Raw genomic sequence first — 18,492 nt, forward strand, 5'->3', positions numbered from 1 at the left:
ATAAGACTGGCGAAACGGCCCGCTGGAGAGTCTCATGACCGAAACCCTGGAAATCGTCACCTTTCGCCTCAAGCCCGACGCCGAAGCCGGCTTTGTCGCCAGCAACGGCGTCATCACCGACTGGCTTGCCCGGCAGCCGGGCTTCCTCAGCCGGCATCTCGGCCGGCGCGAGGACGGAAGCTGGGTGGATGTGGTGCGCTGGCAGAGCATGGAACAGGCCGGGGCGGCAGCCGACCGCATCATGGCCGAGATCGGCGGCAGCGAGGCCGTGCAGGCGATCGAGCCGGCCAGCGTCGCCATGAACCATGCGACGATCGCGCTGTCGCGTTGATCGCGGCATTGCCGGTCGCGCGCTCGCGGCTCAGGCAGCGCACCGCCACAGGCCGGGATAGTCGAGAACGAAACCGGCCGGCGAGACCGTCAGGACGGCATCGTAGCCGTACACCGGCGCGGCATAAGCATATCGGCTGTCGTCGAGCCGCCGATAGATCTGTTCGAGACGCGAGAGCCTGAGTTCAGGAAAGGCCAGATAGGCGGCCGGCGCCGGCGCCGCCATGCCGGCGCCAAGCTCGAGCCGACGGATCGCCAGAAGGTTGGTGGCGGGCGTGAAGCCGAGATCGACGTCGACGAGGCCGGCAACCTCCGCCTGGCCTGCGCCGTTCAGCAGCCACTGGCCGTCGGCAAGACGTTCAATCCGATAATGCATCTCCCGCATGCCGCAAAAACCGTCGACCCGCGCCCTGCGGGTACGCCAGCTCAGGTCGCAATCCACCTCATAGGCAAGGCCGCACGGACCGGCGTCGTGGACGAAAAGCGCATGGCCCTTGAGGGTCCGGCTATGATCCGTCTCGCCAAGCAGGCAAGCGTCGTGCCCCTCCAGGTCGAGCCGTTTCCAAAGGATCGAAGCCAGAATTCGCATTTTCGCACACTCCCGTCTCGGCCTGCCGCTCCCTGTCGATAACAGCCTTTCGTTCGCCCATCCGATTTGTTTCGGCAGCGCGGCAACCAAGCTGCCAGGGGCTGACAGAACGCGGCCTGACCCATCGACATGGTTGGGCTTGCGGGCGGTCTGACGTCAGCAGCAAAAACCCGCCTTGACATTCCCTCCCCCGCGCCCGACTTCCTAGCGTTCCCCGACTTCTTGGCGTTCGAGGAGACCCGCCTATGCCAGAGCCCCGCCGATCGACCATCGATGCCGCAGAAGTGGAACGCTTCTCCGCCCTTGCCGCCGAATGGTGGAACCCGAATGGCAAGTTCCGTCCGCTGCACAAGTTCAATCCGGTGCGGCTTGCCTATATCCGCGACCAGGTTGCAGCCCGTTTCGGCCGCGATCCGCGCGCGGCGCGGCCCTTCGATGGCCTGCGCTTCCTCGACATCGGTTGCGGCGGCGGTTTGCTGTGCGAGCCGATGGCCAGGCTTGGCGCCGAAGTGGTCGGCGCCGATGCTTCCGCAACCAACATCGAAGTGGCGAAGCTGCATGCGGCGGAGGCCGGCGTCAGCGTCGACTACCGCGCCACCACGGCCGAGGCGCTGGCCGATGCCGGCGAGACCTTCGATGTCATCCTGAACATGGAAGTGGTCGAGCATGTCGCCGATGTCGACCTGTTCGTTGCCAAATGCGGCCAGATGGTCCGCCCCGGCGGCATCATGTTCGTCGCCACCATCAATCGCACGCTGAAGGCTCTCGGCCTTGCCATCATCGGCGCCGAATATCTGCTGCGCTGGCTGCCGCGCGGCACGCATCAGTTCGGCAAGCTGGTCCGTCCGGAGGAGCTTGCGAAGGCGCTGGGCGCCGCCGGGCTCACGGTGGTCGACCGCACCGGCGTCATCTATCATCCGCTGGCCGACCGCTGGCAGAGGTCCAGGGACATGGATGTCAATTACATGGTGCTGGCGGAGAAAGCTTCGGTCTGAACGGCAGCAAGCCGGCCCGCCCGCTTCACACCTCCAGTGGGCGCCGGCAAGGAGAACTAGCTCCGGAACGCCGCCGACTCGACCCGGACCGCCGCCGGCGCGCCGGCCTGGCTTTGCGCCTTGGTCGTGATGAAAACGCCGACGGTGATGATGGCGGCGCCCAGCCAGGTCAGAAGCTGGTAGTGCTCGCCGAGGAAGATCGTGCCGGCGAACAGGCCGACCGCCGCCGCCACATAGCCGATCTGGCTGAGATAGACCGGCCCGCCGACCGCCTGCAGGCGGAAGAAGAAGGCGAACATCGCCGAGGCCGACGCTACCTGGCCGACCACCACGAGCGGCACGCCGCCGAGCGGAATGAAGGCTTGCCCGCCCAGAAGGGTCGAAATGCCGATGAGGAGCAGCGTGGCCGACGCCAGGTGACTGCCGACCGCCAGCTCGATCGGGCCCGTGCCTTGCGGCCAGTCGACAGTGCGGTAGATGTTGCCGGCGGCAAGGCTGACCGGGATGAGCAGCCCGATCGCCACCCAGAAATAATCGGCCGGCTGCCCTGCCTCGCCGCGCGTCAGCGCGACCATGGCCGCGCCGACAAAGCCGACGGCGATGCCGATGACGCCGAGCAGATTGGGGCGCCTGACGCCAAGCACGATCGAGAACACCAGCGTGATCACCGGCGACAGGGTGAACATGATGCCGGTGTAGCCGGCGCCGAGATGCGGGATGGCCGAGAACATCAAAAGATTGGGAATGGCGTAGGAAATCGCCGCGGTGACGAAGAAATAGCGCAGCTTGTGCGGCGTCAGCCGGATGCGTTCGCCGCGCAGCAGAAGCGCCAGAAACAGCACGCCGCCTGCGCCCAGCGAGATGACGAAGGCCCAGACCATGGCCGGCACCCCGGCGGCGGTGGCGAGCTTGCCGAACGGCAGCGTCATGCCCAGCAGGCCGCCCGTCACGACCAGAAGCCAGATCGCTGAATCCCAGAGAAATCTCATTGGTTCGTCCTGTCGCTGCGAGACCGCTTGGCGGCCAGTCCTTCCTGCAGTAAGATAATGGAAAGATTCTTTATGTCAAGATACTTTTCGGTGAGCGATATGGATCGAGCGGGCAAAGCCATGGAGCAGTGGCGACGGGAGCGACCGGACCTTGACGTGTCGCCGATGGGCATCATCGGGCGGCTGAACGAGGTCTCGGCGCTCATCGCCCGTGATCGCCTGGCGCCGGTATTCGCCCGCTTCGGGCTGCAGTCCGGCGAATTCGATGTCCTGGCGACGCTGCGCCGTTCCGGCGCGCCCTATGCGCTGACGCCGACCGAGCTTTACGAGGCGACGATGGTGACGTCGGGCGCCATGACCGCACGCCTCGACCGGCTGGAGAAGGCCGGCCTAATCCAGCGCGCGCCGCATCCCAACGACCGGCGCGGTGTTGTGGTGCAATTGACCGGGAAAGGGCTTGAGCTCATCAACGAAGCGCTTGCCGCCCACGTCGCCAACGAGCATGAAATCCTCGCCGGCCTGACACGCGAGGACCGCGAAGTGCTGGCGAAACTGCTGGAAAAACTGATCGGAAGCTTGAGCTAGTCCCTGCTCAGTTCCGATCGTCCGGAAAGCTCGGAATCGGCATGAACTCGACGCCGTCCTCGACGAGGCTTTGCGCCTCTTCGGGCGTCGCTTCGCCGTAGATGCCACGCGGGTCGGTCTCGCCGAAATGGATCTTGCGCGCTTCCTCGGCGAACTTGTCGCCGACATAGTCGGCATTCTCGCGTACCTTCTCGGCCAGCGCCTTGAGCTGCGCCAGCGCCTGCTTCTGCGCCTCGCCGATGGCCAAAGCGACCTTCTCTCGGCTGCGGGACGTTGAGACGGCCGGCGCCATCAGCGCCTTCTCTATCCTGTGCGAGCCGCAGCGCGGGCAATCGACGAAACCGCGCTTCTTTTGGGTGTCGAAGTCGTCATTGCTGCGGAACCAGGCTTCGAATTCGTGCTCGTGTTCGCAGATCAGGGAAAAACGGATCAAGAGGCGGCACCTCTGAAACGCGGCGCTTCGCTTGTCCCGGCATTGACGGTGAAGTCCCGCGCATTCTTCAGATTGGGGATCTTGCGGCGCGCGGCAAGCGACTGCGCCGGATCGATCTCGGCGACGATCACGCCGGGCTCGTCATGCGCGGCCTCGGCGAGGATGCGCCCCCACGGGTCGACGATCAGCGAATGGCCATAGGTTTCGCGCCCGTCCTCATGCAGGCCGCCCTGCGCGGCGGCGATGACATAGGCGCCGTTCTCGATGGCGCGGGCGCGTAGCAGCACATGCCAATGCGCCTCGCCGGTCTGGCGCGTGAAAGCGGCCGGCACCGTCAGCACCTCGGCCCCGGCCATCGCCTCGGCGCGAAACAGTTGCGGAAAGCGCAGGTCGTAGCACACGGCAAAGCCCAGCCTCGTCCCCTCGATATCGGTCACGACCGCTTCCGTTCCGGGCTCGTAGGAGGCGGATTCACGCCAGCTCTCGCCATTGTCGAGGTCGACATCGAACATATGGATCTTGTCGTAACCGGCAATCAGGGCGCCGTCGGGCGAGAACAGGAACGCGCGGTTGGCGAGCTTGCCGTCGGCGCGCAGGATCGCCGTCGAGCCGACATGCAGATGAATGCCGAGCTCCTTCGCCAGCCTGCGCGCGGTCGCGACGACCACGTCCTTGTCTTCGGTGGTGAAGGCGGCCGCCCCCGCCCGCTTGTCGCGGATCAGCGCGCCGGTCATTTCCGGCGTCTGGACGTAGGTGGCGCCCCGATGTGCGGCATCGCGGACCAGCCTTTCCATGTCGGCCGCATTGCGCTCCGGGCTGGTCCCCGAACGCATCTGCACCGCCGCCGCCTTGAAAACACCCATGATCAAGCCCTCGCTTCGTTGGCAAGCAGCACGTCCAGCCGCCCCTGCGACTCCAATTCATGGAGATCGTCGCAGCCGCCAACATGCGTGTCGCCGATGAATATCTGCGGAAAAGTGGTGCGCCCATGCGCCCGTGAAATCATTTCCTGGCGCAGTTTCGGCGAGAATGAAGCGTCGTGCTCGGTATAGGTCACACCCTTGCGCTCGAGCAACCGCTTGGCGGCCGTGCAATAACCGCACATCATGCGCGTATAGATCGTCACATCGACCATCAGCAAAATCCTGGCTGTGCACATCGCCCACGCTTGCGCGAAAACGAGGTGCACCAAAACAACAACTTAAGCACTATATAGTTGCAGACTCATCGGCCCGGAAGTCCCCCGGCAGAACGCGCGCGAAGGTCAGCACGTCGACCGCGCCGGCGCCGCCCCTCTTCAGCGCCTTGGCGACGGCCCGCACCGTTGCGCCGGTGGTATAGACATCGTCGACCACGAGCACCCGGCGCCCTGCTATCTCGATTTCGGCGTCCGGCGGGACGCGAAACGCGGCGCGCACATTCTCCTCGCGCTCGTGCCGTTCGAGCCCGACCTGCTGGCGCGTCAGCTTCACGCGCCTGACCGCGGATGGCGAGAAGGGCAGCCCGCTGAGTTTTGCAACAGCCCGGCCGAGTTCCGCGGACTGGTTGAACTGGCGCCGGAAGAAGCGCCGCCAGTGCAACGGCACCGGCACGACTAGGTCGGCCTCCGCGATCAGTTCCGCGCCGGCCCGCATCATCCAGTTCGCCATCCAGGGCGCGAGGTCGGTGCGGTCCTGATATTTCAGCCCTTGCACCATCTGCCGCGCGACGCCCGAATAGAGGACGGCGGCCCGCGCCCGCTCGAAGGGCGGCGGATCGGCGATCGCCTCGGCGGAAAGAAACCCCTCGCCCATGTCGTGGGTGAAGGGCGTGCCCATCACCGGGCACCATGGTTTTTCCAGCAGCCTAAGCTTCGGCCAGCAGGCGCCGCACAGCACGCCGGGTTGCGACACATGACGACGACAGCCGGCGCACACCGGCGGAAACAACAGCCGCGCCGGCCAGGCCAGTGCCTGCCGCGTCATATCCTGGACCGCTATGGTCTTGATCTTGCGCACCGGATCGGCCACGTGAAAGGAAACCCCGCGCCACCTTAACACCACTCCGGCAGGCGCCGACAACAGGAAGCTTTTCATTGCAGCCCTTGATCGACACCGCGCTCTGGCTCGCGCGCAAGCGCCGGGCACTCGCGCGCCCCATCGAAGGCGCCGATTTCCTGATGCGCCGCGCCGCTGAGGACCTTGCCGACCGGCTGGGCGCCGTCGAACGCCGCTTCGGCAAGGCGGCCGCGCTGTTTTGTCAGACTTCAGCGGCCGTGGACGTGCTTGCCGGCAGCGGCAAGGTCGGCGAGATCGTGCGCGTTGAGATGGACAAAGCGCTTCTGGCCGGCAGCCCTGGGCTGGTAGTGCCCCCTGAGACCGTGCCGTTCGAGGAGGCGAGCCTCGATCTCGTCGTCTCCCTGCTGTCGATGCATGCGATGAACGACATTCCCGGCGTGCTTGCGCAAATCCGCCGGGCGTTGCGACCGGATGGGCTTTTCCTCGGCGCTTTCGCCGGCGCTGGCACTTTGGCGGAATTGCGCGAGAGCATGCTGGCGGCCGAGACGGAGCTTTACGGCGGCGCAAGCCCGCGCATCCTTCCCTTCACCGACGTGCGCGACGCGGGCGCGCTGTTGCAGCGCGCCGGCTTGGCATTGCCGGTCGCCGATGTCGAAACGGTCGCGGTGCGTTACGACACGCTGTTCGATCTCGCCGCCGATCTGCGCGCCATGGGCGAAACAAGCACGCTCGTCGATCGCAGCCGCAGGCCGGCCGGCAGACGGCTTTTTGCCCGTGCCGCGGAACTCTACGCCGAGCGGTTCGCGGATCCGGATGGCCGTATCCGAGCAAGTTTTTCGATTGTCTGGATGTCCGGCTGGGCGCCCGACGCCTCGCAGCAAAAGCCGCTCAAGCCGGGGTCCGCCAAGGTTTCGCTCAAGGCGGTCCTGGAGAACCCGTCCAGGACCTGAGTGCGCTCGTGATGCCGTCAGTGAGCGAAGGCGTTGGCAAGCTTGCTGTTGTTGTCGGTGAACAGCCACACCAGCCCATCTGCCGCCTGTTTGACCCCGGCGATGATGGCCAGCGACAACACCACGACGATCAGGCCATATTCGACGGCCGTAGCGCCCGTTTCGTCTTCAATGAATTGCTGCAGCAGGTTTTTCATGATCATCGATCCCTCATGCAGAAACTCTAATGTCCTACCTGTTAAGAAAGGTTAACGGCAAAAGCTTAACAGCGAGTGAAACGCCGTCGCGGCGGAAAATCATTAACCAAGTCAGCACTCGCCGCTGCGGCTGCCGTCATTGCGGATGACGCAGATTGAACTGGGAAAGGGCTGCAGCACGCTGCGGCGCACCGTATATGTATTCCGATGGCCGATCGATCCGGTCGCGGTCATGTCGAGCCCGCCCGCGAAGCCGTCGCGAGCGCTCTGCGGCCGGGTCTGGTTGTCCAGGAAAGGCGTTGCGATCAGCGCCAGCGCCACCGCCGCCGAGCCGAAGAGAAGCGTGATCCGCAGGATGCCCATGCCGGCATCCACCGCGCGAAACCCCCGGTCGGGCCGGATCGAATCCCAGTCTCTTTCAAGGCTCATGCCGTGTTTCCCAGTCATCGACGATATCGCCGCGCGAAACGGCCTCGCGCAATTTTTCACGTCGAGATAAATCTTCCATTAACGCTGACTAAACCAACTCCCGGAAACGTGCGGAAACCCTCCGCCGTCCGGAAACGGTGACCTGCTGCCAGGTCGGCGCGAAACTACAAAAGATCGATGAGGAACTGGATCAGCGGCGCGTCGGCCGGCGGCATCGGATAGTCGCGCATCTGCCGCGGTCTGACCCATTTGAGCCCTTGTCCTTCCCTGGGCTGCGCGATCCCGCGAAAGCGGCGGCAGACATAAAGCGGCATCAGGAGATGGAAATCGTCATAGGAATGGCTGGCGAAAGTGAGCGGCGCCAGGCACGGAATCTCGGTTTCGATGCCGAGTTCCTCATGCAGCTCGCGGACCAGGCACGCCTCCGGCGTCTCGCCGGGCTCGACCTTGCCGCCTGGAAACTCCCACAGGCCGGCAAGCTGCTTGCCTTCCGGGCGCTGCGCCAGAAGCACACGCCGGTCGGTATCGACCAGCGCGCAGGCGGCGACCAGCAGCAGTCGCTTTCCGGCCGGTTTGACCTCGCTCATGCGCCCGGCGGCCGTCGATAGTGGTAGCGATAGACTTCCTCGAAGCCGAGCGACCGGTAGAGCGAGAGCGCCGGCGCATTGCCGGCCTCGACCTGCAGCCAGGCCTCACGCGCGCCGCGCAGCCGTGCCCATTTCAGCGCCGACAGGATGAGATTGCGGCCATGGCCCTTCTTGCGCGCCGACTTTTCGGTAGCGACCTCGAACAGACCCGCGAGATCGCCGTCATGAACGCAGATCAGCGTCGCCAGCGGCTCGTTGCCGTCCTCGAGCGCGAACAGCCCCGCTTCCGGCTGGATGGCGCCGATGACCTCGGACAGGCCGGGCCGCAGCGAGGCGTCCGAGCCGCTCGTCCTCAGCGAGGCGCCGATGAAACGGCTGATGTCCTTGAGCGGAATCTGGTCCATGGCCGCGCCAAGCTCGACCTCCTTCAGCGGCAGCCGCATCACCAGGGATTCGTCGAACATGTTCCAGCCGGCCTTGTCGAGATGCGTGGACAAGACCTGCCCCGACAGCGGCGACATGCGAAAGGTCAGCGGCCGGCCATAGGCGTCGAAGCGTCTTGCGGCGCGGCCGATGCGCTCTTCGATGGCGTGCGTGTCGCCCGGATCGAGCGGATTGACCGAGTTGAGGCGCTTGGCGGGGAGACCTGCGGTCAGCCGCACCACCCAGGTCCCGTCATAATGGACGGCGGCCGCGGGCCAGGCGCGAAAACCCGCCGCCTCGTAGCGACGCACGACCGCGAGCACGCTTGCCGGATGCCTCGACACCGGCGCCATCAGCTCCGGTAATCGCCATTGATGGCGACATATTCCTTGGTGAGGTCGCAGGTCCACACCGTCGCCTTGCCGCGGCCGATGCCGAGATCGGCGCGGATGCGGATATCGTCGCGCTTCATATAGGCCGAGGTGGCTTCCTCCGAATAGGCCGGATCGCGCTCGCCCTCATGCGCCAGGCGGTTGTCGCCGAACCAGATCGACAGCCGGTCGCGGTCGGCTGGCTCGCCGGCCTTGCCTACGGCCATGACCACGCGGCCCCAATTGGCGTCCTCGCCGGCGACGGCCGTCTTGACCAGCGGCGAGTTGGCGATCGAGAGCGCGATGCGCTTGGCCGAGCGGGCGGACTTCGCGCCGGTGACGGTGACCTCGACCTGCTTGCGTGCGCCCTCGCCGTCGCGCACCACCTGCAGCGCCAGCGACTTCAGCACCTTGCCGAGCGCCCGGCGGAAGGCGCCGAGCCGCGCGTCCTTGGGATCGCCGATCGCCGGCGCGCCGCGCGCGGCGGCCTTGCCGGTGGCGAAGAAGAGCAGCGTGTCGCTGGTCGAGGTGTCGCTGTCGACGGTCACCGCATTGAAGGTCTTGGCCGTGCCGCGCGACAGCAGGTCCTGCAGCACGGAAGCGGCGATCGGCGCGTCGGTGGCGATGAAGGAGAGCATCGTCGCCATGTCGGGCGCTATCATGCCGGCGCCCTTGGCGATGCCGTTGATGGTGACGTCGGTGTCGCCGAGCTTGACCGTTGCCGTCGCCACCTTCGGATAGGTGTCCGTGGTCATGATTGCCTTGGCCGCCTCAGTCCACTGATCCGGCCTGCCGTCCTTGACCAGGCCGGCGAGCAGATGGCTGAATCTGGTCGTGTCGAGCGGCTCGCCGATGACGCCGGTCGAGGCCAGGAACACCTCGCTCTCGGAGCATCCGGCGGCCTTCGCCGCCGCCTCGCCGGTCAGCGCGGTCGAAGCCTGGCCCTTCTTGCCCGTGAAGGCGTTGGCATTGCCGGAATTGACCACCAGGACACGCGCCTTTCCGGCGGGCAGGTTCTGGCGGCAGAAGTCGACCGGCGCCGACGGGCATTTCGACCTGGTGAACACGCCGGCGACAGCCGTGCCCGGATCGAAGGCCATGGCCAGCAGGTCGGTTCTGTTGCGATACTTGATGCCGGCTTCGGCGGTCGCGATGCGCACACCCTCGATGACCGGCATCTTTGGATATTTCTTCGGTGCGAGCGGCGAAATCGTAGCAGACATCGGTATCCCGGAGCGGCAAGAACACGAAAGGAAGGAAGCCGGTTTGCCCGATAGCGCGCGCCGGCGCAAGAGGCGTTCTGGCCGCGCCCTGCCCGGCTTGGCCGGCGGCCTTGCAATTGGAAACACGTCGTTTCGTTTCATCGCCGAAGCCAATATGATCGGCTGCAGATTCACCGGCCAAGGAAGACCTCGATGGGCGAAGCCGCCGCTCGCGGGCGCAAGTCGATCGGCGCAAAACGCAGTCCCGAGAGCGCCGATGCCATCCTCAACGCCGCCGAGGCGGTGTTGCGCGAGGCGGGCTATGCCGGCTTCTCGATCGAGGCCGTCGCCCGGCGGGCGCGGGCGGGAAAGCCGACCATCTATCGCTGGTGGCCGAGCAAGGCGGCGCTGCTGATCGAGGTCTACCAGCGGCAGAAGCGCGTCGAGACGCCCGACACCGGAAACATCGAGGACGATCTGGCCGGCTTCCTCGAGAATCTGTTCGCGCATTGGCGCGACACCCCGTCGGGCAACATCTTCCGCTCGCTGATCGCAGAGGCGCAGTCGGACGAGACGGCCGCGGCCGCGCTCGCCGAATATTCAAAAGGACGCCGCAGCCATACCGGCCGGATGATCGAGCGCGCCAAGGCGCGCGGCGAGGTGGCGGCAGATGTCGATGCCGGGATCGTCGCCGACCTGGTCGCTTCCTTCGCCTGGCGGCATCTTTTGACCGAACGGCTCGACGAGGACGAGGCGGCGATCCGCGCCGCCATTCGCTACATCACGCGGGGCATAATGCACGCTTGACCCCCGAATGCTAAAAGGGCGCCCCAAGGCGCCCTTTCTGAACATCCAGCCGCAAGCGGACTACTTGCCGGCTTCCAGCGTGTCGACATCCTTCTTGAGCTTCTCGTCCGGAATATCGACCTTGGCGGCCGCGCGCAGCTCCTTGACCATGGCGAAATACTTGTCGCGGATCACCGCCTGCTTGGCCTGGTCCTTGACGTCGTCGAAGGCCGGCGGCTGCTTGGCGCGCTTGTCCTCGACCTTGATGACGTGCCAGCCGAACTGCGACTGCACCGGCTCCTTCGAATATTTGCCGACGTCGAGCGCGAACGCCGCCTTGTCGAATTCCGGCACCATCTGCCCCGGGCCGAACCAGCCGAGATCGCCGCCGCTGGTCTTGCCGCTCGGGTCGCTGGTGTGTTCGTTGGCGAGCTTCTGGAAATCGGCGCCACCGTCGAGCTGCTTGATAATCGCCTCGGCCTCTTCCTTCGTCTTCACGAGGATGTGACGGGCATGGATTTCATTTACCGGCGGCGTGTTGGCGATCTCCTGGTCATAGCGGGCGCGCACTTCGGCGTCCGTCACCTTGTCGACCACTTCCTTCTCGACGACCTCGCCATGCAGGGCTCGCGCCTGCAGGAAAGCCATGCGGCGCTGGAAGTCGGCGTCCTTGTCGAGGCCGCTGTCGACGGCCTTCTTGGCCATGACGCGGATTTCGATCGCCGCCGAGAGGGCCGCCGCGCGGCGCTGTTCAGGCGGCAGTTGCGCGAACTGCTGCGACAGTTCGCCTTCGGCGAGCCGAAGATCGGCCTCGGTCAGCGTCTCGCCATTGACGGTGGCAACCACGGCATTGGGATCGACCGGCGCCGCCGCGGGCGCCGTGGCGTCCGGCTGGGCGGGCTTGGTCTCCTGCGCCATCAGCGGCGACAGGCAAAGAGCCGAGAGCCCGAAGGCCAGACCGAGGCTGGCGAGCGAGGCGCGGCGGATCGACAGGGACATCAAGATAAACTCCAATGGGGATTGCCAATAAGGATCGCGTGAGCGGAAGGGTTCCAGATCAGTCGAATTGTGGCGGAATTTGGCGCTGCCGATAGGGCTAACGCGGCGTTGACATCGATTGAGCCCCCTCTTATCTGTCCAACGACTTGGCGTCCAGAACCGTTTTCCGGGCGCTTTTTGCGTTTGTCCGCACTCACGCGGATTTGATAGGCCCGCCAGGTGCCTGTCGCAAACGGCTAAATTGCTATCGAAAGGACCATTGGATGGTCAGTCTCGGCGGTCTCGCCCGTAAGGTTTTCGGTTCTTCCAACGACCGCCGCGTCAAGTCGACCCGGCCAAGGGTCGAAGCCATCAACGCCATGGAAAACGAGATGCGGGCGCTTTCCGATGCCGAGCTTGCGGGGCGCACGGAAAAGTTCCGCCAGGATCTGGCCAACGGCGCTGCGCTCGACGATCTCTTGGTTCCGGCCTTCGCCACGGTGCGCGAGGCGGCCCGCCGCGTGCTTGGCATGCGTCCCTTTGACGTGCAATTGATCGGTGGCATGGTGCTGCACAATGGCGGCATCGCCGAGATGCGCACCGGCGAGGGCAAGACGCTGGTCGCCACTCTGCCGGTCTATCTCAACGCCCTTGCCGACAAGGGCGTCCACGTCGTCACCGTCAACGATTATCTCGCCACCCGCGACTCCGAATGGATGGGCCGGGTCTACAAGTTCCTCGGCCTCAGCGTCGGCGTCATCGTCCACGGCCTGTCCGACGAGGAGCGCCGCGTCGCCTACGCCGCCGACGTCACCTATGCCACCAACAACGAACTCGGTTTCGACTATCTGCGCGACAACATGAAGTATGAGCGCGCGCAGATGGTGCAGCGCGGCCATTCCTATGCCATTGTCGACGAGGTCGATTCCATCCTGGTCGACGAAGCGCGCACGCCGCTGATCATTTCCGGTCCGCTCGAAGACCGCTCGGAAATGTACAACACCATCGACGCCTTCATGCTGAAGCTCGGCCCGGCCGACTATGAGGTCGACGAGAAGCAGAAAACGACGATCTTCACCGAGGACGGCACCGAGAAGCTGGAAAACATGCTGCGCGACGCCGGCCTGTTGAAAGGCGAGTCGCTCTACGACGTCGAGAATGTCGCCATCGTCCATCACGTCAACAACGCGCTGAAGGCGCATCTGTTGTTCCAGAAGGACAGGGACTACATCGTGCGCAATGGCGAGATCGTCATCATCGACGAGTTCACCGGCCGCATGATGCCGGGCCGCCGCTATTCGGAAGGCCTGCACCAGGCGCTCGAGGCCAAGGAGCACGTGCAGATCCAGCCCGAGAACCAGACGCTGGCCTCCGTCACCTTCCAGAACTATTTCCGCCTCTACAAGAAGCTCTCCGGTATGACCGGCACGGCGCTGACCGAGGCGGAGGAATTCGGCAACATCTACGGCCTCGAGGTCACCGAAATCCCGACCAACCTGCCGGTCATCCGCAAGGATGAGGACGATGAGGTCTACCGGACGGTCGAGGAGAAGTACAAGGCGATCGTCAGAGAAATCCGCGAAGCCAGCGCCAAAGGCCAGCCGACGCTGGTTGGCACCACCTCGATCGAGAAATCCGAGCAGCTGGCCGAGCGTTTGCGCAAGGACGGGTTCAAGGACTTCGAAGTGCTGAACGCCCGTCACCACGAGCGCGAGGCGGCCATCGTCGCCCAGGCCGGCAAGCCCGGCGCCATCACCATCGCCACCAACATGGCCGGCCGCGGCACCGACATCAAGCTCGGCGGCAATGCCGAGATGCGCATCGCCGAGGAACTGGGCGACATGCCGGCCGGGCCGGAGCGCGAGGCGCGGGAAAGGGAAATCCACGCCGACGTCGAGCGCCTGAAGGAAAAGGCGCTGGCCGCCGGCGGCCTCTATGTTCTGGCTACCGAACGCCACGAATCGCGCCGCATCGACAATCAGCTTAGAGGTCGTTCAGGAAGGCAGGGCGATCCCGGCCGCTCGAAATTCTTCCTGTCGCTGCAGGACGATCTGATGCGCATCTTCGGCTCCGAGCGCATGGACGGCATGCTGCAGAAGCTCGGCCTCAAGGAAGACGAGGCAATCATCCATCCCTGGATCAACAAGGCGCTGGAAAAGGCGCAGAAGAAGGTCGAGGCGCGCAACTTCGACATCCGCAAGAACCTCCTGAAATATGACGACGTTGCCAACGACCAGCGCAAGGCGGTGTTCCAGCGGCGCATCGAGCTGATGGACGGAGAAGGTCTCGCCGAAACCATTGCCGAGATGCGCGAAGGCGTCATCGAGGAGATCGTCGCCAAGAACATCCCCGAAAACGCCTATGCCGAGCAGTGGAATGTCGCCGGCCTCAAGGAGGAAGTGGCGCAGTACCTCAACCTCGACCTGCCGGTCGAGGAATGGGTCAAGGAAGAGGGCATCGCAGAGGACGACATTCGCGAGCGCATCACGGCCGCCGCCAACGCCGCCGCCAAGGAGCGCGCCGACCGCTTCGGCCCCGACGTGATGAACTATGTCGAACGCTCGGTGGTGCTGCAGACGCTCGACCATCTGTGGCGCGAGCACATCGTCAATCTCGACCATCTGCGCTCGGTCGTCGGTTTCCGCGGCTACGCCCAGCGCGACCCGCTGCAGGAATACAAGAGCGAGGCCTTCGAGCTGTTCCAGGCCATGCTCGGCAATCTGGAGCAGGCCGTCACCGCGCAGCTGATGCGCGTCGAGCTGGTGCGCCAGGCGGCCGATGCGCCGCCGCCCGAAGCGCCCGAGATGTTCGGCAGCCATATTGACGGCTCCACCGGCGAGGATGATTTCCAGGGCGGCGAGACCGCGCTTCTGGTGCGTCAGGACACCAACGCCGTCGTCGCACCGGAAAACCGCGATCCGAAGAACCCCGCGAGCTGGGGCAAGGTCGGCCGCAACGAACTCTGCCCCTGCGGCTCCGGCAAGAAGTACAAGCACTGCCACGGCACGTTCGCCTGACGCCTGTTTCCTTCTCCCCGTTCTGCGGGGTTGAGGAGTGGTCCGCGCAGCGGACGAAAAGCCAATTGCTTGGCTTTTCGAACGATGAACGCCCGGAGCCATAGCGAAGGGCCGGCTGGTGCCCGAAGGGCGGATGAGGGGCAGCACTGGGGCCGGCGGTTTCCTTCAGGCGCAGAAAACAAGCCTCACACCAGACCTGACGCGCGCGCCGCGGCAGCCGCTTCGCCGCGCGAGATGACTTCCAGCTTCTCCAGCACGGCCGAGACGTGGTGATCGACCGTCTTGGGCGAAATGGTCAGATGCGCGGCGATCTTCTTGTTGGAAAAGCCTCGCTCGAGAAGTTCCAGGACTTCCATCTGGCGCTGCGTGAGGCCGGCCTGATTGGCGCGCGTCGCCTGTCGCGGCCCTCTCGCGATGTGACTGACGCCGCTTTCCCGCATAAGGCTGCGCGCCTGCTGCGCGACCGCCCTCGCGCCAAGGTCCTCGAAAATGGCGAGCGCCTCGCGCTGCGCCGCTTCGTCGCCGAGCAACAAGGCCATTGCCTGTTCGAAAGGCGCCCCCATTTCGGCCCATAGCCTGGCGGCGGCGCGCCAGTCGCCCGTCAGTTGCTGGCGGTGCGGCTCCGCCATGCCGTCCGTGTCGCCGGGTTCGGATCCCGGCGACAACAGTTCCCGCCAGGTGGCAAGTTCGCCGATCACGGCCGGCGTCGGCGCGAGATTTTCGGCAACCGCGATCAGGCGCAAGGCTTCCTGCCTGTCGGCTTGTCCAAGCCAGGCCGATTCGGCCAGCACCTGGGCAAATGCCACGAGGCGCTGCAGCTCCATGCCCTTGTCCAGGAACCGCCTCATCTCTTCGACGATCGGCTCGGCCGACGGGTCGCCGCGGCGGATGCGCAATCGTGCCAGCGCCACCAGCGACGGATAGCGCACCAGCGGCGTCGTTGCGTCGTCGTCGACAACCTCATGCGCCATTGTCGCGGCGTCGTTCCACAAGCCGCGGCGAAGCAAAAGCTGCGCCTGCACGCCGCGCATGTAATCGCGCCATGTCGCGAGATCGTTCTCGACGCAATAGCCGATGCCGCGATCCAGAAACGACGCCGCCGCCTTGAAGTTGAGCCTGTTCATCTCGACGCAGGCGCAGTTCGTGAAGGCGCGCGCCGCATGCTCCTGGTAGTTGCCCGACAGAGCAATCCCAAGGCTGCGGGCGAGATCGCGCCGCCCCTTGGCAAGATCCAGCCATTGTCCGGCGGCGCCGACATTGTTCAGCGCATGACAGAGAATGTCCGTCCGGTTGAGCCGCTCCGCCAGCTCGACCGCCTTGCCGCCGAGCGAAAGCGCGTCCTCGAGCCGCTCGGCCAGCATCGCGAGTTGCGAGAGGTTCGAATAAGCCATCGCCAGCTCGGCGCTATCGGGCGCGGTCTCCAGAAGCTCCACGGCCTGCTCTCCGAAACGGTCCGCTGCCTCGCGATCGCCGAGCAGATAGGCAAAGCGCGACAGGCATCTGAGGCTGTCGCCTTCCTTGAGCCGGTCGCCTAGCGCCTGGCGCAGCTGGCGCGCCCGGCCCTGCGCCTCCATCGCCGCCTCGACGCGGCCGATCAGGTGGCACTCGAAGGCATGCCCTTCGTAAAGTTCCGCCCGCTTGTCGATCGGCAGGATATCCGCATAGCGCAGCGCGACCTCGTAATAGCCCGCCGCATCGCGATGCGCGCCGACGCGAGATGCCTCGCGCGCGGCAACCGGCGCGAGCTCGCGCACCACGTCCAGGCTTTGCGCTTCCACGGCATGATGCACCAGCCTTGCGGTGGCGACTTGCGGATTTTCCCGTAACGCCGCCAGCGCGCGCTCATTGTACTCGCGTCGTTTGCTGGGCGTCAGCGCCATCTCGATGGCCGTGCGGGCGATCTCGTGCCGGAAAGCATAGCCATCGCCGAAATCCTCGAGCAGGCCGTTGGCGACGCATTCGGCGAGCTGGCCGGCGGCGGCGATGCCGCAAAGGCCGCTCAGCGCCCAGGCATCGGCGCGACGCGGAAACACCGAGACCGCGTCGAGCATTGAGCGGGCGCCGGGCGACAATCTTTCGGCGCGCGCCAGCACGGCGTCGCGGACGCTCGCCGGCAACGCGCCATCGACTGCGGCGGCGAGCAGCTCGGTGACGAAGAAGGCGTTGCCCGCCGTTGCGCGGTAGATCGCTTCGCCGTCGCGCTCGGCCGCCTCGGCGAGCGAGAGCACCGCGCTTTCGCTGAGCAGCGGCACTTCTATGCGATGGATGTTGCCGGCCGGTATCTCGCCGAGCGCCCGGCGCACGCGCATCTGTCCTTCGCTGCGATCGGTGCGCGCCGTGATCAGAAGCAGGACGTGCGTGTTTGCAATGCGCCGGCCGAGGAAACGCACGAAATCGAGCGTCGCGTCATCGGCCCAGTGCAGGTCCTCGATGACGAGCAGGCAAGGACCTTTCGCTTCGAAGACGTCGAGCGCCTCGGAAAACAAGGGCAGCCGCTGCACCTGGCGGTCGTCGATCGCTCGCGGCGGCTCCCACTGCGCCTCGCGCGCCAGATCGTAGAGCGGCCCCAGGGGATCGGGAATGGAGAGATCCTCGCAGGCGCTGCGAAGCACGGTCAGACCCTTGCCCAAGCGGCTTGCGAACGCCTCGGCCAGCGCCGTCTTGCCGGCGCCGGCCTCCCCCGACAGGACCACGACGCGGCCGCGGCCGCCTGTTGCATCCGCCAGCAAGGCATCCATTTGCTGCAGCTGCGTCTGCCGTTCCAGAAGCATTGTCACTCTCTCGCCAAATCAGAATTTCCATCGTGGCGGGCCGCCGCCGCGATAGAATGGGAAACGGCGCGACAATGTGACTTTCCACACATTGAGGTGCCATCTTCCACATAAAACGTCGCAAAGATAGGGATTCGTCCCGGCCAATATGGGGAATGGCTCCGATGCGCGCCTGCCGCGAAGGTGATTTCTGCTGGGTCGCGCTTGAACCGAGCGCAATTCACCAATGAAAGGAAACCGAATCGTGCCTCGCTACCTGATTGAACGTACCTTCCCCGATGGGCTTCACGTGCCGATGAACGATGCCGGCGCAACCGCGATGGGCGGCGTCATCGCCCGCAATGCCGAGAAAGGCGTCACCTGGGTGCAATCCTTCGTCTCGCCGGACAAGAGCAAGAGCTTCTGCATCTACGATGCGCCCTCGCCGGAGGCGATCCGCAGCACCGCGCAGAAGAATTCGCTTCCCGTCGACAAGATCACGGAGGTCCGGGTCCTCGACCCCTACTTTTATCGCTGATCGGGCAGACCATGTTGGGCAGACCATACCCGTCGCCGGCGGACCTGACGCCGTGCCAGAGGACGAGGCTGTATCCGCCGCGGCGGATATCGTCCCGCCACGGCGCGGCTTCATGCGACGGGCTGTGTCGGCGTTGCTTTCGCCCCTGCGAAACCGGCGACGCCTTCTGCCACCGCAGGACGACTACCTGAGACGCGACATCGGCCTGCATGAGCGGGAAAACCCGCGCGAGTACTGGGAATATTGGTGGCATCACAGCTGATCCCGGGCAGGGCAATTCCAGGAAGACTGCGCAGCGGTTTTCCGTCCCGAATTGCGCAAAACAAAGACTTGGAGCGGTTCGTTC

Annotated in this window: 20 protein-coding genes; 7 read left to right on the forward strand and 13 right to left on the reverse strand. The window is 65.3% G+C overall.

The window, feature by feature from the left end; all coding sequences use genetic code 11:
- The first annotated feature begins 34 nt into the window (after window positions 1-34).
- Complete coding sequence (locus FJ419_RS12540) at window positions 35-331, forward strand: hypothetical protein (RefSeq protein WP_140692509.1); 297 nt, start codon at window positions 35-37, stop codon at window positions 329-331.
- Between the two features lie 30 nt (window positions 332-361).
- Here FJ419_RS12540 and FJ419_RS12545 read toward each other — a convergent pair whose 3' ends face one another.
- On the reverse strand, window positions 362-919 hold the full coding sequence (locus tag FJ419_RS12545) for a putative glycolipid-binding domain-containing protein (protein ID WP_140692512.1): 558 nt from the start codon (window positions 917-919) through the stop codon (window positions 362-364).
- Between the two features lie 245 nt (window positions 920-1,164).
- Between FJ419_RS12545 and ubiG the strand changes: the two genes are divergently transcribed.
- A complete protein-coding gene (ubiG, locus tag FJ419_RS12550; protein WP_140692516.1) occupies window positions 1,165-1,914 on the forward strand; it encodes a bifunctional 2-polyprenyl-6-hydroxyphenol methylase/3-demethylubiquinol 3-O-methyltransferase UbiG in 750 nt (249 codons plus the stop codon).
- 56 nt (window positions 1,915-1,970) lie between these two features.
- Here the strand turns inward: ubiG and FJ419_RS12555 are convergent, their stop codons facing one another.
- Entirely contained in the window at window positions 1,971-2,903 is a 933-nt protein-coding gene (locus FJ419_RS12555) for a DMT family transporter (RefSeq protein WP_140692519.1), read from the reverse strand.
- A gap of 99 nt (window positions 2,904-3,002) precedes the next feature.
- Between FJ419_RS12555 and FJ419_RS12560 the strand changes: the two genes are divergently transcribed.
- Window positions 3,003-3,488, forward strand: coding sequence for a MarR family transcriptional regulator (locus FJ419_RS12560; protein ID WP_140693626.1), 486 nt, complete (start codon window positions 3,003-3,005; stop codon window positions 3,486-3,488).
- 7 nt (window positions 3,489-3,495) lie between these two features.
- Here FJ419_RS12560 and FJ419_RS12565 read toward each other — a convergent pair whose 3' ends face one another.
- From FJ419_RS12565 to FJ419_RS12580, 4 genes are all read right to left on the reverse strand, one after another.
- Window positions 3,496-3,921, reverse strand: a complete 426-nt coding sequence (locus FJ419_RS12565; RefSeq protein ID WP_140692522.1) for a DUF1178 family protein — start codon at window positions 3,919-3,921, stop codon at window positions 3,496-3,498.
- Window positions 3,918-4,784 (reverse strand): carbon-nitrogen hydrolase family protein, encoded by an 867-nt coding sequence (locus tag FJ419_RS12570; protein WP_140692525.1) that lies wholly within the window; start codon window positions 4,782-4,784, stop codon window positions 3,918-3,920. The genes FJ419_RS12565 and FJ419_RS12570 overlap by 4 nt, the downstream gene beginning before the upstream one ends.
- Window positions 4,785-4,786: 2 nt before the next feature.
- On the reverse strand, window positions 4,787-5,056 hold the full coding sequence (gene grxC, locus FJ419_RS12575) for a glutaredoxin 3 (protein WP_140543583.1): 270 nt from the start codon (window positions 5,054-5,056) through the stop codon (window positions 4,787-4,789).
- Between the two features lie 73 nt (window positions 5,057-5,129).
- A complete protein-coding gene (locus FJ419_RS12580; protein WP_140693630.1) occupies window positions 5,130-5,930 on the reverse strand; it encodes a ComF family protein in 801 nt (266 codons plus the stop codon).
- A 65-nt stretch (window positions 5,931-5,995) separates the two neighbouring features.
- Here FJ419_RS12580 and FJ419_RS12585 point away from each other — a divergent pair, with 65 nt between their 5' ends.
- The gene (locus FJ419_RS12585; RefSeq protein ID WP_140692528.1) at window positions 5,996-6,868 is read left to right on the forward strand and encodes a methyltransferase domain-containing protein; all 873 of its coding nucleotides are present in this window, start codon (window positions 5,996-5,998) and stop codon (window positions 6,866-6,868) included.
- Between the two features lie 17 nt (window positions 6,869-6,885).
- Here the strand turns inward: FJ419_RS12585 and FJ419_RS12590 are convergent, their stop codons facing one another.
- The 5 genes from FJ419_RS12590 to argJ form a co-directional block, all read right to left on the reverse strand.
- Entirely contained in the window at window positions 6,886-7,065 is a 180-nt protein-coding gene (locus tag FJ419_RS12590) for a Flp family type IVb pilin (protein WP_140543577.1), read from the reverse strand.
- A 111-nt stretch (window positions 7,066-7,176) separates the two neighbouring features.
- A complete protein-coding gene (locus tag FJ419_RS12595; protein WP_140632803.1) occupies window positions 7,177-7,494 on the reverse strand; it encodes a hypothetical protein in 318 nt (105 codons plus the stop codon).
- Window positions 7,495-7,658: 164 nt separating this feature from the next.
- Window positions 7,659-8,081 (reverse strand): (deoxy)nucleoside triphosphate pyrophosphohydrolase, encoded by a 423-nt coding sequence (locus tag FJ419_RS12600; protein ID WP_140543571.1) that lies wholly within the window; start codon window positions 8,079-8,081, stop codon window positions 7,659-7,661.
- The gene (locus FJ419_RS12605; RefSeq protein WP_181170685.1) at window positions 8,078-8,857 is read right to left on the reverse strand and encodes a GNAT family N-acetyltransferase; all 780 of its coding nucleotides are present in this window, start codon (window positions 8,855-8,857) and stop codon (window positions 8,078-8,080) included. The genes FJ419_RS12600 and FJ419_RS12605 overlap by 4 nt, the downstream gene beginning before the upstream one ends.
- The gene (gene argJ / locus FJ419_RS12610; protein ID WP_140692531.1) at window positions 8,857-10,098 is read right to left on the reverse strand and encodes a bifunctional glutamate N-acetyltransferase/amino-acid acetyltransferase ArgJ; all 1,242 of its coding nucleotides are present in this window, start codon (window positions 10,096-10,098) and stop codon (window positions 8,857-8,859) included. The genes FJ419_RS12605 and argJ overlap by 1 nt, the downstream gene beginning before the upstream one ends.
- A gap of 192 nt (window positions 10,099-10,290) precedes the next feature.
- On the opposite strand from argJ, the gene FJ419_RS12615 reads away from it, so the two are divergent.
- Entirely contained in the window at window positions 10,291-10,884 is a 594-nt protein-coding gene (locus FJ419_RS12615; protein ID WP_140692534.1) for a TetR/AcrR family transcriptional regulator, read from the forward strand.
- Window positions 10,885-10,944: 60 nt separating this feature from the next.
- On the opposite strand, the gene FJ419_RS12620 is transcribed toward FJ419_RS12615, so the two are convergent.
- A complete protein-coding gene (locus FJ419_RS12620; RefSeq protein WP_140692538.1) occupies window positions 10,945-11,862 on the reverse strand; it encodes a peptidylprolyl isomerase in 918 nt (305 codons plus the stop codon).
- 263 nt (window positions 11,863-12,125) lie between these two features.
- On the opposite strand from FJ419_RS12620, the gene secA reads away from it, so the two are divergent.
- The gene (gene secA / locus FJ419_RS12625; RefSeq protein WP_140692542.1) at window positions 12,126-14,858 is read left to right on the forward strand and encodes a preprotein translocase subunit SecA; all 2,733 of its coding nucleotides are present in this window, start codon (window positions 12,126-12,128) and stop codon (window positions 14,856-14,858) included.
- 185 nt (window positions 14,859-15,043) lie between these two features.
- On the opposite strand, the gene FJ419_RS12630 is transcribed toward secA, so the two are convergent.
- Window positions 15,044-17,629 (reverse strand): LuxR family transcriptional regulator, encoded by a 2,586-nt coding sequence (locus FJ419_RS12630; protein WP_140692547.1) that lies wholly within the window; start codon window positions 17,627-17,629, stop codon window positions 15,044-15,046.
- Between the two features lie 244 nt (window positions 17,630-17,873).
- On the opposite strand from FJ419_RS12630, the gene FJ419_RS12635 reads away from it, so the two are divergent.
- Window positions 17,874-18,146, forward strand: coding sequence for a DUF4242 domain-containing protein (locus tag FJ419_RS12635; RefSeq protein WP_095767571.1), 273 nt, complete (start codon window positions 17,874-17,876; stop codon window positions 18,144-18,146).
- The last annotated feature ends 346 nt before the right edge of the window (window positions 18,147-18,492 follow it).

The organism is Mesorhizobium sp. B2-6-2, from assembly GCF_006440615.1.
Taxonomy (GTDB): domain Bacteria; phylum Pseudomonadota; class Alphaproteobacteria; order Rhizobiales; family Rhizobiaceae; genus Mesorhizobium.